Origin of the sequence: Streptomyces sp. NPDC002580, assembly GCF_042889485.1 — a bacterium.
Taxonomy (GTDB): domain Bacteria; phylum Actinomycetota; class Actinomycetes; order Streptomycetales; family Streptomycetaceae; genus Streptomyces.
Window position 1 is genome coordinate 331,118 of record NZ_JBIAQZ010000003.1, and the last position, 15,460, is coordinate 346,577.

Below are 15,460 nucleotides of genomic sequence, written 5' to 3' on the forward strand. Positions count from 1 at the left end.
CGTTACGGGGTGACGGCGAAGTTGCGCAGTATCGCCGCCGTCAGGTCCGGGTCGCCCTCGGTCTTGATGCGGTCGGCCACGGAGTCGGCGCTGACGCGGCCGCACGCGAGGCGGACGAAGGTCTCCCAGTCGAGGGAGAGGCTGGCGGCGGGTCCGAGCGAGGGGGCACCGTCTATCGAGCCGCGCCCGTCGGCGTTCATCCGGACGGTGCGGAGGAACTCGACCGGCCCGTGCACGTCGAAGACGACGGCCGAGTTGGCCGGCGCCCCGGCGTTCTTCGCGACGACCTTCGGGAGCGCGGCCAGCAGGTTGTCCCGGACGATCTGCGAACCGGGGGAGTCGAGGTTCCCCGGTCGGCCCAGCGTGGCCCGCAGATCCTGCTCGTGCACCCACACGTCGAAGGCGCGGTTGCGCATCGCCTGTTCGAGGGTGACCTCGGTGCCGAGCGGACCGCGCACCTTGGCGTCGGGCTGCCGGGTCTCGTTCCGCAGCTGCCGGTTGCGGCGGATGACCGTGTACTCCAGCTCGGAGGTCATCTCCGGCGCCGTGTGGTGCCGGCGCACGTCGACCTGCATCTCCATGTAGCGCTGGTGCTCGTTCGTCACGTGGTAGAGGTCGCGGGGGAGCGTGTGGATCGGCCGGGGGTCGCCGAGCATCTCGCAGTCCAGTCCGATGACATGGGAGACGATGTCGCGGACCGACCAGCCGGGACACGGAGTCCGCCGGTTCCACTCGCCCTCCACAAGCGGCTGCACCAGCTCGGATATCGCTTCGATCGAGTGGGCCCAGGCGTCGGCGTAGGACTGAAGGCTCGGATGCAGACTCACGGAACGGGACCCCTCGGGCGGTTGGACGCGGGCAGTGCACAGGCAGCGGGTGTCTTGGGACGCTAAGTTACGCTGCTGTGAGGCACCCCGGCAGTGCTTTCGTGTGACGATCGTAGGCCCGTATCGACGGCTCGAATGCCAGGACGGTGGTAGTGTGCGCGCCTCGCTCCTCCAGATCGACGTAAACGACGACGAATCGGTCTCTGTCCGTAGACGTCGTGTGGCGGACCTGGTACGAGATCAAGCCGGAGTCGATCTCGTGGTGCTCCCCGAGCTGTGGACCACCGGCGCCTTCGCCTACGAGGAGTTCGGGACGTGGGCCGAGCCGCTCGACGGGCCGACCCACGAGGCGATGAGCAAGGCGGCGAGCGACGCGGGCGTGTGGCTGCACGCGGGTTCGATCCCCGAGCGCGCCGCGGCCGGTCCCGGGCCGGGAACGGAAGCCGCCCTCTACAACACCTCCCTCGTCTACTCCCCCGCCGGTGAACTCGTCGCCGCCTACCGGAAGATCCACCGCTTCGGCTTCGACAAGGGCGAGGCCGTGCTGATGGGCGCGGGCACGGAACTGGTGACCGTGCCGCTGCCGGGGACGGTGCTGGGAGTGGCCACCTGCTACGACCTCCGCTTCCCCGAACTCTTCCGCGGGCTCGTCGACGCGGGGGCCGAGACCTTCGTCGTCCCGGCGGGCTGGCCCGAGCGCCGCCGCTCCCACTGGACCCTGCTGGCGCGGGCCCGTGCCGTGGAGAACCAGGCGTACGTCCTCGCCTGCGGAACGGCCGGTACGCACGCGGGCGTTCCCCAGGCGGGTCACTCGATCGTGGTCGACCCGTGGGGAGAGGTCCTCGCGGAGGCGGGCCCGGGCGAGGAGGTCCTCACGGTGGACCTCGACCCGGCGAAGGTCGCGGCGACGAGGGAACAGTTCCCGGCCCTGAAGGACCGGCTCCTCGGCCTGGAGACCCCCCGCCGCTGACCGGCCGCCTCCCGCCCGGGGACGCGGCCGGGGCTTCCCGGCCGGTTCTCGCCCGCCGTCCGACCCCGCCGGCCGCCTCGGCCGGCCGGCCTCGCCGACCGTCCCCGTCAGTCGTCTCCCCGTTCCCTCTCGGCCAGATGGATCACGCACACGGCCACCGCGATCAGCAGCGCCGGATCGGTGTCCTCCCGTACGACGTCGACTCCGTAGGTGTCACGGAGGTGGAGCCAACGGCGGGAGATCTGGGCGAGGAGTTCCTCGTCGTAGTCGATCGCGAACTCGCGGTCGAGGATCTTGCCGCTGACGTCGAGTTCGGTGCCGTCGACCAGGGAGACGCGGTAGTGGTTGCGGAGCAGGGACAGGCGTTTGCGCTTGACGGTCGCGAGCGGGTCGCCGTCCCGCTCGATGACCATCGTGTCGCGCAGCGCGAGCATCTTCCGGTGGATGTCGATCAGGACGCGTCCGCTGGTGTCCTTCAGTTCGAAGGTGTCCCGCAGCCGCATGGCCTTGCCGTCGACGAGGAAGACCTTGTTCCCGTGGTCGTCCTCGATCCAGTAGTCGTCACCGAAGCCGAGCAGTCGGTCGCGTACGAGGTATCTCATGCCGTCACCGGTTCCCCGGCGGCCGGTCCGAAACGCCGTCGATAGGCCGACGGGCTGAGTCCGGTCGCCCGGCGCACCCGCTCGCGCAGGTTCGTGGCGGTCCCCAGTCCGCTGCGGTCCGCCACCACGTCGAGCCGGACCTCGCCGCGCTCGATGAGCCGGCAGGCCAGGGCGACCCGTTCCGCCGTCAGCCACGCGAGGGGTGTCGTGCCGAGTTCGGCGCGGAATCGGCGGTGCAGTGTCGCCGGGCTGACGGCGGCGCGCACCGCCAGGTCCCCGACCGTCAGCGGTTCACCCAGTCGCTCCAGCGCCCAGGCCAGCAGGGGTGCCAGCGAGTGGTCGGGCACGCCGGGCAGCGGCCGTTCCACGAACTGGCGCTGGCCGCCGTCGCGGTGTGCGGCGAAGACCAGGCGGCGGGAGACCGCGTTGGCGATCTCCGCGCCGTGGTCGCGCCGCACGAGGTGCAGCCCGAGGTCGAGCGCGGCGGCGCTGCCCGCCGCGGTCAGCACGTCTCCCTCGTCCACGAAGAGCACGTCCGGATCCAGCAGCACCTCGGGGTGCAGTTTCCGGAAGGTGTCCGTCCAGCGCCAGTGGGTGGTGGCCCGTCGTCCGTCGAGCAGCCCCGCCTCGGCGAGCGCGAAGGCTCCGGTGCAGAAGCTGACCACGCGGGTCCCGCGGGCGTGGGAGCGCCGGATCGCGTCCAGGACGAGGGGCCCGCGGGGTACGAGGTTGTCCGGCCGGCCGGGGACCACGAGGGTGTCGGCGTCGTCCACCGCGTCGAGACCGGGCACTTGGGCCAGGGTGAAGAACCCGTGGTTCATCCGGACGTCGGGGGTGGGGGCGCACAGGGTCAGGTCGTAGAGCGGCTCCGCCGGCCCCAGCTCGGGCCGAGGCAGGCCGAACAGCTCGGTCGCGACGCCGACTTCGAAGGGGTTGGTCCCTTCATCGACGATCACGACGACGCGATGCGGCCGGGGCGGCGAGGGGTCGCCCTGTCCGGGGTCTCGGCCGGGTCCGGGGCCGGGACCCCGGACGGGTGCGGTGCCGGGCCCCTGCCGGGCGGTCGTCCGGAACTTCAGCGAGGGGCCGGTGCCGGCCTCCCGCTTCGGGGCGGAGTCGGTCTCGGGTGGAGGCTCCTGCACGGGGGTCGCTTCGGGCTCGTGCCTCGGTGGCGCTCCGGGAGCCCGCCCCGGGATTGCGGCGAACTCCCGCCCTGGGATGGCGGCGAACTTCGGCCCCGGGCCAGAGCCGGGCTCCCGCCTCGGGGTTGCTCCGGGCTCGGCGCCGGCGCCGGCCTCCCGCCCCGGAGTGGTGCCTGGCTCCCGCACCGGGGCGGCGTCGGGTGCCCCGGTGGGTGGACGGTGCGAGGATCCTTGCGGCATACGCGATTTCTAGCACTCGCGGGTCCAGCGCGGGGCGCCGACGATGGGCGCATGACCAGCGAATCCGCCCGCCGCGGCGAACCCGTTTCCCTCCCGGCCGCCCTCGCCTCCTTCACCGAGCTGTGGAGCCCCCGCATCGTCACCGCCGTCAACGACTACGACGTGCGCGTCGCGAAGGTCGAGGGCGAGCACGTCTGGCACGTGCACGATCACACGGACGAGTTCTTCCTGGTCCTGGAGGGCGAGTTGACCATCGCGCTCCGGGAGCCGGCCGGTGAGCGGACCGTCGTCCTCCCCAAGGGGTCGGTCTTCACCGTCCCGCGCGGCACCGAGCACAAGCCGTACGCCCCGGGCGGTGCCTCGATCCTCCTCTTCGAGCCCACCGGCACCCTCACCGTCGGCGACCGCCACGACGACATCCCGGCCCACGTGGACGCGACGACCGGTCACGCGCTCGGCTGACGACCGGTCACGCAGGCGGGCCGACGGCCGGCGGCGACGGTCAGCCGGTGCCGGTCCCCGGCCCGAGCGCAGCGGGCCTCAACTGCCGTGGGAGATCGGTGATGTGGAGGGACTCCTGAGCAAACCGTGGTTTCCGTGCAACCAAGAGAGCCCTCCGTCGGTCTGCCCTGTGCCGACGCCGCTCCACGGCCGAGCCGACACGAGGTGAACCCGGGGTGGCGCACCGGCGACCACATTCTGTGGATGCCCCGAGCATCCCCGCATGCCCAGGAGGATCCCGCATGCACCGACGCCTGAGCGTCACCCTGGCGACCGCCGCGGCAGCCGCTCTCACCGGCGGCCTGCTGGCCTGCGCCACGGCCCCGGCCTCCGCGGCCGGCGCCGCCAAGGCGTACGACTTCAACGGCGACGGCTACCGCGATCTCGCGATCGGCGTGAGGTCGGGAACGGCCGGCGGCAAGAAGGGCGCCGGATACGTCGCCGTGGTGCCCGGTTCCGCGAAGGGACCGAAGACCTCGGCGCGCTACACGGTCAGCCAGTCCACCAGCGGTGTACCCGGCACCTCCGAGACGGACGACGCCTTCGGTTCCCGGCTCACCAGCGCGGACCTCAACAGCGACGGCTACGCGGACCTGGTCGTCACGGCACCCGGTGAGGACGCGTCCACCAGCGAGGACACCGGCCGTATCACCATCCTGTGGAGCGGCCCGGGGGGCTTCACCCGCGGCACCGTCCTGAAGGGCTCCGAGCTGTACGGCGGCACCGGGTTCGCCGGGCTGGCCGTCGCCGACGTCGACGGCGACGGGAAGCCCGACATCGTCACCGCCAACCGGGGTGACGAGAGCTCCGGCGTCTCCGTCGCCCGGGGCCCGTTCGCGCCGGGCACCACCCCGGCGGCCCTCACCTACGTCACCGGCGCCGGCATCCCGCACTTCACCGGGTACATCCGTCTGGCGGTCGGCGACATCGACGGCGACGGCAGGACGGACGTGGCCGCCGCGTACAACGGCTCCGAAGGCGGCGGCACCACGTACCTGCGCGGCACGTCCACCGGGCTGGTCCGCGCCGACTCCTGGTACGGGGAGACCACGGGCAGCACCGTGGCCGTCGCCGACTTCGACAAGGACGGCTACGCGGACCTCGCCCTCGGCGGCGCCGCGTTCGGCGTCCACGACACGTGGGAGCCCTGGGTCCCGCAGTACCCGCTGCCCGCCCGCAAGGGCGGCGCCGTGCGCGTGCTCTACGGCAGCGCTCAGGGTCCGGCGGCCACCCGTCCCCCCGTCGACCTGGTCCAGGGAACCGGCGGTGTTCCAGGCACGGACGAGACCGACGACCACTTCGGCAACACCCTCTCGGCCGCGGACGTCGACGGCGACGGCGCCGCCGACCTCGCGATCGGCGCCCCGGGCGAGGACATCGGCTCCGCCGTCAACGCCGGCAACGTCGTCCTGCTCCGCGGCTCCGGCTCCGGACTGACCACCGCCGGTGCCCGGAGCCTCAACCAGGGCACCGCCGGTGTCCCCGGCTCCAACGAGACCGACGACTCCTTCGGCGGCGCGAACGGCTACGGGATCTTCCTGCGGGACCTCGACGGCGACGGCCGTGCCGACCTCTCCGTCGGGGCACCGGGCGAGGACGGCGGCGACGGCCGCGCCTGGACCCTGACCTCCGGCGCGTCCGGCCCGACCGGCACCCCCGCGGTCAGCTTCACCGCGGGAACGCTCACGCTCCCCGCGCCCACGACCGGCCTGGCCTTCGGCTCGGCGCTCGGCTACTGACGGCTGGACGACACGCGCGAACGCCCCCGGGACCTCCGGGGGCGTTCGCGCGTGTCGTGGTCCGTCTCGGTCGCCGACCTGGTGTTCCACCCGGTGGCGGATGCAGTCGTCCGGATGGCACCGGGCCATCGCCGTCGCCGTGTCCACCAGGCCGTGCGGCTCCGGCCGGTAGGACGACTCCCGGAGCGGCAGGCCGGGGAGAAGGCACCGCCGGACGTCCACGTTGCTCCCCCTGCCGCACGGGTGTGATCCGCCATCCATACCCCGATGGCAAGCTGGAAACATGAACGATGCAGCTCCGGCGCCCGCCCCCGCGCCCCGCCGCCGTGCCCGTGTCCGTGCCCCCGAACTGGTCGGCGAGGGCGGCTGGATCAACACCGGTGGGAAGGACCTCACCCTGGCCGGCCTCCGGGGCCGTGTGGTCGTGCTGGACTTCTGGACCTTCTGCTGCATCAACTGCCTGCACGTCCTGGACGAGTTGCGGGAGTTGGAGGAGAAGCACCGGGACACCGTCGTGATCGTCGGGGTGCACTCGCCGAAGTTCGTCCACGAGGCGGAGCACCGGGCGGTCGTCGACGCGGTGGAGCGGTACGGAGTGGAGCATCCGGTGCTGGACGATCCGGAGCTCGCGACCTGGAAGCAGTACGCGGTGCGGGCCTGGCCGACGCTCGTGGTGATCGACCCCGAGGGGTACGTCGTCGCGCAGCACGCCGGTGAGGGACACGCGCACGCCATCGAGCGGCTGGTCGAGGAGCTGGAGGCCGAGCACACGGCCAAGGGCACCCTGCGGCGCGGCGACGGGCCGTACGTGGCACCCGAGCCCGAGCCGACCGTGCTGCGCTTCCCGGGCCGGGCGCTCGCCCTGCCGGGGGGAAACCTGCTGGTCAGCGACACCACGCGGCACCAGTTGGTGGAGCTGGCGGAGGACGGCGAGACGGTCGTCCGGCGCATCGGGTCAGGTGTCAGGGGGCTGGTGGACGGCCCCGCCGGGGCGGCGGGGTTCAACGAGCCGCAGGGGCTCGCCCTGCTCGACGCGGACACGGTCGTCGTCGCGGACACCGTGAACCACGCCCTGCGCACGGTCGACCTCGCGACCGGCGCGGTCGGCACCCTCGCGGGCACCGGCCGCCAGGGGTGGCAGGGGTCGGCGGCGTCCGGGCCGGCGCGCGAGATCGATCTGTCCTCGCCGTGGGACGTGGCCCTCTTCGGCGGCAAGGTCTGGATCGCCATGGCCGGTGTGCACCAGCTGTGGACGTACGACCCGGCGACCCGCACCGTGGAGGTCGCCGCGGGCACGACGAACGAGGGGCTGGTCGACGGACCGGGGCCCGAGGCCTGGTTCGCGCAGCCGTCGGGGCTCGCCGCCACCGGGGACCGGCTCTGGCTGGCCGACTCCGAGACCTCGGCGCTGCGCTGGGTCGATCTCGAAGGGGCCGTGCACACGGCCGTGGGCACCGGGCTTTTCGACTTCGGACACCGCGACGGGGCCGCCGAACAGGCCCTGTTCCAGCACCCGTTGGGTGTCACCGCGCTGCCCGACGGATCGGTCGCGATCAGCGACACCTACAACAACGCGCTGCGTCGCTACGACCCGGCGACCGGTGAAGTGACCACGCTGGCAACGGACTTGCGGGAGCCGAGCGACGCCGTGCTCGTCGGGGACGACATCGTGGTGGTGGAGTCGGCCCGCCACCGCCTGACCCGGCTGCGGCTTCCGGAGGAGGCGGTACGCGTGGAGTCGGTGGCGCACCGCACCCGGCGCGCGGCCACCGATGTCACCCCGGGGGCCGTCCGGTTGGACGTGATCTTCCAGGCGCCGGCCGGTCAGAAGCTGGACACCCGGTACGGCCCCTCCACGCGGCTGCTGGTCTCCGCCACGCCGCCCGATCTGCTGCTCTCGGGCGAGGGTGCCGGCACCGGTCTCTCGCGGGCCGTCGAGCTGAACCCGACTGTCCCGGAAGGGGTGTTGCACGTGTCCGCGATGGCCGCGTCCTGCGACGACGATCCGGCCACGGAGTACCCGGCCTGCCATGTCCACCAGCAGGACTGGGGCGTGCCGGTCCGCCTCACCGAAGGCGGTGCGGACCGGCTGCCCCTGGTCCTCGCGGGCATGGACGACTGAGTCGGCCCGGTCCGCCACGACGGGACCGGGCCCGGCACCGGGTCCGGCTCAGACGCCGTAGCCGTCGGAGTAGCCGTTGCGCTGGTGGCGGTCCTCCTCGACGACGGTCGCCGTCGGCGGTACGACCACGCGCCGGCGGCGGGCGACACTGCCGAAGGTCGCCACACCGATCAGTCCGGCGATCATGAGGATCACGCCGACCACGTGGAGGTCGACCCCCTGCATGTCCCAGTCGGTCGCGAACGTGAGGATCGCACCTGCGGCGATCAGGATGATGCATCCGCCCAGGCCCATGGGTGTCGCCTCCTTGAATCATCAACTCGGATCAGTTCCGGGCCCGTTCCGGGTACCCGGGACTTCGCGAGCCATGCGGAGGCGATCCCTCACGACCTCGTGTCACCTCACGTCGACGTAGTCCTCGCGCCCGGAGCTCACCAGGTGGGTGCTGTTCGGGTAGAGCAGCACCGCGACCCACGTACCGTCCGACTGAGCGGTGAATCCCTTGCTGAAGGAGCCGTTGGAGCGGGTCGTCGTGTCGCCCTTGTCGTACCAGGTTCCGGAACCCTTGGGGCGGAAGAGGATCTTCACCTTCTGGCCGGAGTACGCCTTCCACGCCGACGAGGTGTAGTGCTGAAGGGTGCCCACGACGGTGATGGTCCGGCCCTTGGTGACGGGCTCGGGCGACGCGTTCGCGCCGGTGACGCGGGTCTTGGTGCGTTCGGCGTGGAGCACCGGGCTGTACGACGCCTGCCAGTTGGCGCTGCCGGCGAAGTAGGCCCGGTAGTAGCCCTTCGCGGGTGCGTCGAACGTGCCCTTGAAGTGACTGCCGGTCTCCGGGTCGCCATTGCCGGGAGTGACCGTCTTCATCGTCGTCCAGCCGGTCTTCCCGTCGGCCGAGTACTGCAGTCGTACGTGGTTGTCCGCGCCGCCGGGGATGCTCGACCCGGTGTGCAGGTAGCCGCCGGCGGTGAGTTCGGCGTATTTGTTCAGGCTGACGGTGAAGCCGCTGATCGACGTCTTGCGGGCGACGCGGACGGTGACATACCGCTCGGGGCTCGTGTTGAGGTAGGTGCCGCTCCGGACCGAGACGTACACCCTCCCCGTCCGTGACATCTTCAGCTCGCCGGTGAAGCGGCCGTCGGCGCCGGTGACGGGCCGCGAGGCCACGCTGCCGAACTCGTCGGACCAGATCTCGTCCACCGTGGCTCCGGCCAGCGGCTTCCACGCACCGCCGACGTACACCTCGGCGGTCCCGGAGACCTTCGCCGCCTGCCCGGCCTTGACGCTCAGTTCGGCGGCGTCCAGGGTCACGCGTGTGTCCGACCGCACGGCCCTGACCTCGACGCTCTCGTTGGCCCTGGACTGGTACCAGGGCTCGTCCAGCCGCAGCCAGGCGTTGACGCTGTCGTAGGAGCTGTCGGTGACGCGGTAGGTGTAGGTGAAACGGCCGTCGGCGCCGGTCCTGGTCTCCGCGTCCGGGCCGGAGATCTCCAGCTCCACGCGCTCGTTCGCCGCGGGCGTGGTCTCGCCGGTGCGCGGGTCGGTGACCGTGAAGCCGCCGGCGACGGTGACGTCCTGGTGCTCGTAGTCCGGGTTCTGCGGGGTGGCCCGCAGATCCGTGAGGTTCGCCTCGAGCTCGTACACGTAGGTGCCCTGGGCCGAGGTGGTGTCCCCGTCGGCGTCGGTCAGGTCGACCACGACACGGTAGGCGCCGAGGTCGGCGAGGCGCAGCGGGGTGGTGGTCCGCCACGTGTTCGCGAAGCCGGTGCTGGAATCAGGGGTGAAGTCGCCGACCCGGGTGATCTCCGGGGCGTCGGCGGCGGAGCCCGGCGCGTACAGGTGTGCGGTGATCGAGGTGATGGCGGTGTCGGACGAGGCGGACAGCCACATCTGGCCGTCACCGGGGTGGTCACCGGCGCCGACGCCGTACAGCACCGGCGCCACCGCCGCGTGCGCGGCGGGTACCGGGCCGAGCAGCAGACCGGCGGCGACGGAGGCGCAGGCGAGCGCCAGGGATCTTTTTCGCACGTGTCGAGTCCCCCCACGAGACTGTTTCAGACGCGGATCGTTGAAGATTGGATCGCATCGTATGCCGAGGAAACCATCTTTGAACAGGTTCAAAACAAACGGTTTCGTGGAGGGGACCAGGACGGCGGACTCAGCCTTCCAGGAACGCCGCCAGCGCGTTCGTCAGCAGGAACGGGTCGTCGGCGGCGCAGAGTTCGCGGGCGCTGTGCATGGAGAGGATGGCCACGCCGATGTCGACCGTCTTGATCCCGTGGCGGGCCGCCGTGATGGGACCGATGGTGGTGCCGCAGGGCATCGAGTTGTTGGAGACGAAGGACTGGAAGGGCACGCCGGCCTTCTCGCAGGCGGCGGCGAACACCGCCCGGCCCGAACCGTCGGTGGCGTAGCGGTTGTTGACGTTCACCTTGAGGATGGGGCCGCCGCCTGCGCGCGGGTGGTGCGTCGGGTCGTGCCGCTCGGCGTAGTTCGGGTGCACGGCGTGGCCGGTGTCGCAGGAGAGGCAGACCGTGCCGGCGAAGGCGCGAGCCCGGTCCTCGTAGGAGCCGCCGCGGGCGAAGACCGAACGTTCCAGCACGCCGCCGAGCAGCGGTCCGTCGGCGCCGGTGTCGCTCTGCGAGCCGTTCTCCTCGTGGTCGAAGGCGGCGAGGACCGGGATGTACGAGAGGCCGGCGTCGGCCGTCGCGACCGCGGCCAGCGCGGCCGTCCCGGCGTGCACGGACAGCAGGTTGTCCATGCGCGGCCCTGCGAGCAGCTCCTTGTCGCGGCCCAGGTAGGAGGGGCGCTCGATGGAGTGGGTCATCAGGTCCCAGCCGGTCACCTCGCCCGCGGGCAGCCCCGACTCCTCTTCCAGGAAGCTGATCAGATCGCCCTCGCGGGGGTCGCCGAGCCCCCAGACGGGCTGGAGGTGGCGCTGCTTGTCGAGCTTGAGTCCCTCGGCGCTGACGGAACGGTCCAGGTGGATGGCGAGCTGGGGCACGCGCAGCAGCGCGCGGTCGATGTTCACCAGCCGGGTCGTGCCGTCCCGCAGCGAGAGGCGTCCGGCCAGGCCCAGGTCCCGGTCGAGCCAGGAGTTCAGCAGCGGACCGCCGTAGATCTCGACGGCGACCTGCCGCCAGCCGTGCGCTCCGGTGTCCGGCAGCGGCTTGACCCGCAGGTTGGGGGAGTCGGTGTGCGCGCCCACGATCCGGAACGGGGTGTGCGGCTCGGCGCCCTCCGGCACGTACCAGGCGACGATCGCGCCGCCGCGCAGGACGTACTTCCCGCCGCTGGTGCCGTCCCACGCGTCGGTCTCGGCGACCTGACGGAATCCGGCCTTCTCCAGGCGCTCGGCGGCGGTCGCCACGGCGTGGTACGGCGTCGGGCTCGCCGTGAGGAAGGACATGAGGTCGTCGGTGTGGCCGCGGTCGAAGCGGGAGGGTGCACTCATGGGTTCACCTTAACGACGAGCGAGGGCCCGCTCCCGGGGTTGGGAGCGGGCCCTCGTAAGGGGGATGTGAAGGGCGGACACCTCGGGACACCTGAACAGATGAACAGGGTTCCGGTTCGGCGTCCGCCCGGTTCCGCGGGGTCCGGCGGGGACGGGCGACCTCCTCGCGGAGATCGGCGGCCCCGCGCCGGGTCCGGCGGGTCCGCCGGAAGGCGGCCCCTAGAAGGCGGCCTCGTCCAGCTCCATCAGGTCCAGGTCGACGCCCTCGGCGAGCTTGCGGGCACCGGTGACGCCCGGCAGCACCTTGGCGGCGAAGAACTTCGCGGCCGCGATCTTGCCGGTGTAGAACGCCTTGTCCTTGGCGGAGGCGGTGACCAGCTTCTCGGCCGCCACGGCGGCACCGCGCAGCAGCAGGTAGCCGACGACCACGTCACCGGAGGCCATCAGGAGGCGGGTGGTGTTGAGGCCCACCTTGTAGATGTTCTTGACGTCCTGCTCGGTGGCCGCGAGGTCGGTCAGCATCAGGCCGACGATGGCCTCCAGCTCGACGGCCGCCTTCGCCAGCTGCTCACGGGCGGCGGACAGCTCCTCGCCGCCGGTGCCGAGCGCCAGGAACTTCTTGATGTCCTCGGCGAGGGTGTTCAGCGCGGCGCCCTGGTTGCGGACGATCTTCCGGAAGAAGAAGTCCTGGCCCTGGATCGCCGTGGTGCCCTCGTACAGGGTGTCGATCTTGGCGTCGCGGATGTACTGCTCGATCGGGTACTCCTGCAGGAAGCCGGAGCCGCCGAAGATCTGGAGCGACTGCGCGAGCTGCTCGTAGCCCTTCTCGGAGCCGTAGCCCTTCACGATCGGCAGGAGCAGGTCGTTCAGGGCCTCCAGCGCGGCGGTGTCCTCGCCGGCGGCCTCCTTGACCTGGATGTCGTCCTGGATCGCCGCGGTGTGCAGCACCAGGGCGCGCATGCCCTCGGCGTACGCCTTCTGCGTCATCAGCGACTGACGCACGTCCGGGTGGTGCGTGATGGTGACCTTGGGCGCGGTCTTGTCCATGAAGTTCGCCAGGTCGGGACCCTGGACGCGCTCCTTGGCGTACTCCAGCGCGTTCAGGTAGCCGGTGGAGAGCGTGGAGATCGCCTTCGTGCCGACCATCATGCGGGCGAACTCGATGATGCGGAACATCTGGCGGATGCCGTCGTGCTTGTCGCCGATCAGCCAGCCCTTGGCGGGGTGGCGGTCGCCGAAGGTCATCTCGCACGTGTTGGAGGCCTTGAGGCCCATCTTGTGCTCGACGTTCGTCGCGTACACGCCGTTGCGCTCGCCCAGCTCGCCGGTCTCGAAGTCGAACTCGTACTTCGGGACGAGGAAGAGGGACAGGCCCTTGGTGCCGGGTCCGGCGCCCTCGGGACGGGCCAGGACGTAGTGGAGGATGTTCTCCTCCATGTCGTGCTCACCCGAGGTGATGAAGCGCTTCACGCCCTCGATGTGCCAGGAGCCGTCCTCCTGCTGGACCGCCCTGGTGCGGCCGGCGCCCACGTCGGAGCCGGCGTCCGGCTCCGTGAGGACCATGGTGGAGCCCCAGCGCTTGTCGACGGCGATCTTCGCGATGTGCTTCTGGACCTCGTTGCCCTCCTCGAAGAGGATGCCGGCGAACGCGGGGCCGGAGGAGTACATCCAGACCGCCGGGTTCGCGCCGAGGATCAGCTCCGCGTACGCCCAGATCAGGGAGCGGGGCGCGGTGGAGCCGCCGATCTCCTCGTGCACGCCGAGACGCCAGTACTCGGAGTCCATGAACGCCTTGTACGACTTCTTGAAGGAAGCCGGGACCGGCGCGGTGTTGGTCTCCGGGTCGAAGACCGGCGGGTTGCGGTCGGCGTCCACGAAGGACTCGGCCAGCTCGTTCTCCGCGAGGCGGGTCAGTTCCTCGAGGATGCTCTTGGCGGTGTCCGTGTCCATCTCCGCGAACGGGCCGGTGCCGTACAGCTTGTCGCGCCCGAGTACCTCGAAGAGGTTGAACTCGATGTCGCGGAGATTCGACTTGTAATGCCCCATGGCGACGGCTCCGTTGAGAGATCGGCGAGGCACTGAGTCCTCGCACCTGGTTCACGTACCAACAAGTAACTACGATGATGCTACCCGCCAGTAATAAGAAGCAACCCCGAGTGGGCCATATGTGGGCCACTACTCTTTGACGCATGTACGGCTACGAGCAGAACGCGGGCGCCCAGCAGGGGTACGTCCCGCCGCAGCAGCAGATGCCCGGGCAGATGCCGGGCGGGCAGATGCCCGGTGGGTACGGCCAGCAGCAGCCGGCGTACCCGGAGCCGTCCCCGCCGTCCCTCCCGGACGCGGTTCGCGCGTTCACCACGGGGTCGCTGGCCGCCGAGGACTTCCAGCAGGTCTTCGCCACCTCGAAGGTCTACTGCCCGCGCGGCGACAACCCCGGATTCCTGGCGCTGCACAACACTCAGCAGCCTGTCATCCCCATGTTCACCTCGCTCAAGGAGCTGCGCCGGTACGCCGGCAAGGAGTCCAAGTACTTCGTGATCACCGGTGCCGAGGTGATCGACCTGCTGCCCACCGGCTACGGCTTCGTGATCGACATGGAGGGCGAGCACCGGATGGTCTTCGACGCGAAGGCCGTGGAGCAGATGGTGGACTTCGCGATGCGCCGGATGTACGGCTGAGGGCTCGCCGCGAGCGGTGCCGGCGCCGGTGGCCGCGCCGCCGGTGCGGCCAGGTGCCCCACGAAATGCGTGACGCCCGGAGGGAATGCCCTCCGGGCGTTCGTCGTTACGTGTGACATAAAGTTCAACTCTCAACTAAACTCGAAGCACAAGGAGGTACCGACATGCCCGCAGTGACTGTCGAGAACCCGCTGGCCCTGCCCCGTGTGGCCCCGCCGGCCGACGCCGTGGAGCGTCCGGTGCTGACCGTGACGACCGCGCCCGGCGGCTTCGAGGGCGAGGGTTTCCCGGTCCGTCGCGCGTTCGCCGGGATCAATTACCAGCACCTCGACCCGTTCATCATGATGGACCAGATGGGTGAGGTGGAGTACGCGCCCGGAGAGCCCAAGGGCACCCCCTGGCACCCCCACCGCGGCTTCGAGACCGTGACCTACATCATCGACGGCGTCTTCGACCACCAGGACTCCAACGGTGGCGGCGGCACCATCACCAACGGTGACACCCAGTGGATGACGGCCGGCTCCGGCCTGCTCCACATCGAGGCGCCCCCGGAGTCGCTCGTCCTGTCCGGCGGACTCTTCCACGGCCTCCAGCTGTGGGTGAACCTGCCGGCCAAGGACAAGATGATGGCCCCGAGGTACCAGGACATCCGCGGCGGCTCGGTGCAGCTGCTCAGCACCCCCGACGGCGGCGCGCTCCTGCGGGTCATCGCGGGTGAGCTCGACGGCCACCAGGGCCCGGGCATAACGCACACGCCGATCACCATGGTCCACGCCACGCTGCGGCCGGGCGCCGAGCTCACGCTGCCCTGGCGCGAGGACTTCAACGGCCTCGCCTACGTCCTCGCGGGACGCGGCGCGGTGGGGGCGGACCGCCGCCCGGTCCACACCGGCCAGACCGCCGTGTTCGGCGCGGGTTCCTCGCTGACCGTCCGGGCGGACGAGAAGCAGGACTCCAACACGCCGGACCTGGAGGTCGTGCTCCTCGGCGGACAGCCGATCCGTGAGCCGATGGCGCACTACGGACCGTTCGTCATGAACACCAGGCAGGAACTCCAGCAGGCCTTCGAGGACTTTCAGAAGGGCCGCCTGGGGACGATCCCGGCGGTGCACGGGATGTCCGAGGGCGGGCTGTAGGTCCTTCCCGAGGCCGGGTACGGCCGGCGTCCCGCGGGGCCTCTCC

13 protein-coding genes are annotated in these 15,460 nt (G+C 71.1%); 6 read left to right on the plus strand and 7 right to left on the minus strand.

Going from position 1 to position 15,460, the window contains the following annotated elements; all coding sequences use genetic code 11:
- Positions 1-2 precede the first annotated feature (2 nt).
- Positions 3-827 carry a maleylpyruvate isomerase family mycothiol-dependent enzyme gene (locus ACFYW7_RS12455; protein ID WP_389500989.1) on the minus strand — a complete coding sequence of 275 codons (825 nt, stop codon included), beginning with the start codon at positions 825-827 and terminating at the stop codon, positions 3-5.
- A gap of 154 nt (positions 828-981) precedes the next feature.
- On the opposite strand from ACFYW7_RS12455, the gene ACFYW7_RS12460 reads away from it, so the two are divergent.
- Positions 982-1,797, plus strand: a complete 816-nt coding sequence (locus ACFYW7_RS12460) for a carbon-nitrogen family hydrolase (RefSeq protein WP_389500991.1) — start codon at positions 982-984, stop codon at positions 1,795-1,797.
- Positions 1,798-1,904: 107 nt separating this feature from the next.
- Here ACFYW7_RS12460 and ACFYW7_RS12465 read toward each other — a convergent pair whose 3' ends face one another.
- Complete coding sequence (locus tag ACFYW7_RS12465; RefSeq protein WP_389500993.1) at positions 1,905-2,399, minus strand: LURP-one-related/scramblase family protein; 495 nt, start codon at positions 2,397-2,399, stop codon at positions 1,905-1,907.
- Positions 2,396-3,355 (minus strand): helix-turn-helix domain-containing protein, encoded by a 960-nt coding sequence (locus tag ACFYW7_RS12470; protein WP_389500995.1) that lies wholly within the window; start codon positions 3,353-3,355, stop codon positions 2,396-2,398. The genes ACFYW7_RS12465 and ACFYW7_RS12470 overlap by 4 nt, the downstream gene beginning before the upstream one ends.
- A 477-nt stretch (positions 3,356-3,832) precedes the next feature.
- Between ACFYW7_RS12470 and ACFYW7_RS12475 the strand changes: the two genes are divergently transcribed.
- From ACFYW7_RS12475 to ACFYW7_RS12485, 3 genes are all read left to right on the plus strand, one after another.
- On the plus strand, positions 3,833-4,243 hold the full coding sequence (locus tag ACFYW7_RS12475) for a cupin domain-containing protein (protein WP_389500997.1): 411 nt from the start codon (positions 3,833-3,835) through the stop codon (positions 4,241-4,243).
- 281 nt (positions 4,244-4,524) lie between these two features.
- The gene (locus tag ACFYW7_RS12480) at positions 4,525-6,021 is read left to right on the plus strand and encodes an FG-GAP and VCBS repeat-containing protein (RefSeq protein WP_389501000.1); all 1,497 of its coding nucleotides are present in this window, start codon (positions 4,525-4,527) and stop codon (positions 6,019-6,021) included.
- Between the two features lie 283 nt (positions 6,022-6,304).
- Positions 6,305-8,143 carry an NHL domain-containing thioredoxin family protein gene (locus ACFYW7_RS12485; RefSeq protein ID WP_389501003.1) on the plus strand — a complete coding sequence of 613 codons (1,839 nt, stop codon included), beginning with the start codon at positions 6,305-6,307 and terminating at the stop codon, positions 8,141-8,143.
- Positions 8,144-8,191: 48 nt separating this feature from the next.
- Here the strand turns inward: ACFYW7_RS12485 and ACFYW7_RS12490 are convergent, their stop codons facing one another.
- The 4 genes from ACFYW7_RS12490 to ACFYW7_RS12505 all read right to left on the minus strand — a co-directional run bounded on the left by ACFYW7_RS12490 (position 8,192) and on the right by ACFYW7_RS12505 (position 13,643).
- Positions 8,192-8,437: a DUF6458 family protein gene (locus ACFYW7_RS12490; RefSeq protein ID WP_389501005.1), complete on the minus strand. Its 246-nt coding sequence runs from the start codon at positions 8,435-8,437 to the stop codon at positions 8,192-8,194.
- Positions 8,438-8,539: 102 nt separating this feature from the next.
- Positions 8,540-10,171 (minus strand): hypothetical protein, encoded by a 1,632-nt coding sequence (locus tag ACFYW7_RS12495; RefSeq protein WP_389501007.1) that lies wholly within the window; start codon positions 10,169-10,171, stop codon positions 8,540-8,542.
- Between the two features lie 130 nt (positions 10,172-10,301).
- Positions 10,302-11,597, minus strand: coding sequence for a M18 family aminopeptidase (locus tag ACFYW7_RS12500; RefSeq protein WP_389501009.1), 1,296 nt, complete (start codon positions 11,595-11,597; stop codon positions 10,302-10,304).
- Positions 11,598-11,816: 219 nt separating this feature from the next.
- Positions 11,817-13,643 (minus strand): acyl-CoA dehydrogenase, encoded by a 1,827-nt coding sequence (locus tag ACFYW7_RS12505; protein WP_389501011.1) that lies wholly within the window; start codon positions 13,641-13,643, stop codon positions 11,817-11,819.
- 143 nt (positions 13,644-13,786) lie between these two features.
- On the opposite strand from ACFYW7_RS12505, the gene ACFYW7_RS12510 reads away from it, so the two are divergent.
- Together ACFYW7_RS12510 and ACFYW7_RS12515 are read left to right on the plus strand one after the other, a co-directional pair.
- A complete protein-coding gene (locus tag ACFYW7_RS12510) occupies positions 13,787-14,278 on the plus strand; it encodes an SseB family protein (protein ID WP_389501013.1) in 492 nt (163 codons plus the stop codon).
- A gap of 164 nt (positions 14,279-14,442) precedes the next feature.
- On the plus strand, positions 14,443-15,414 hold the full coding sequence (locus tag ACFYW7_RS12515; protein ID WP_389501015.1) for a pirin family protein: 972 nt from the start codon (positions 14,443-14,445) through the stop codon (positions 15,412-15,414).
- Positions 15,415-15,460: the final 46 nt, after the last annotated feature.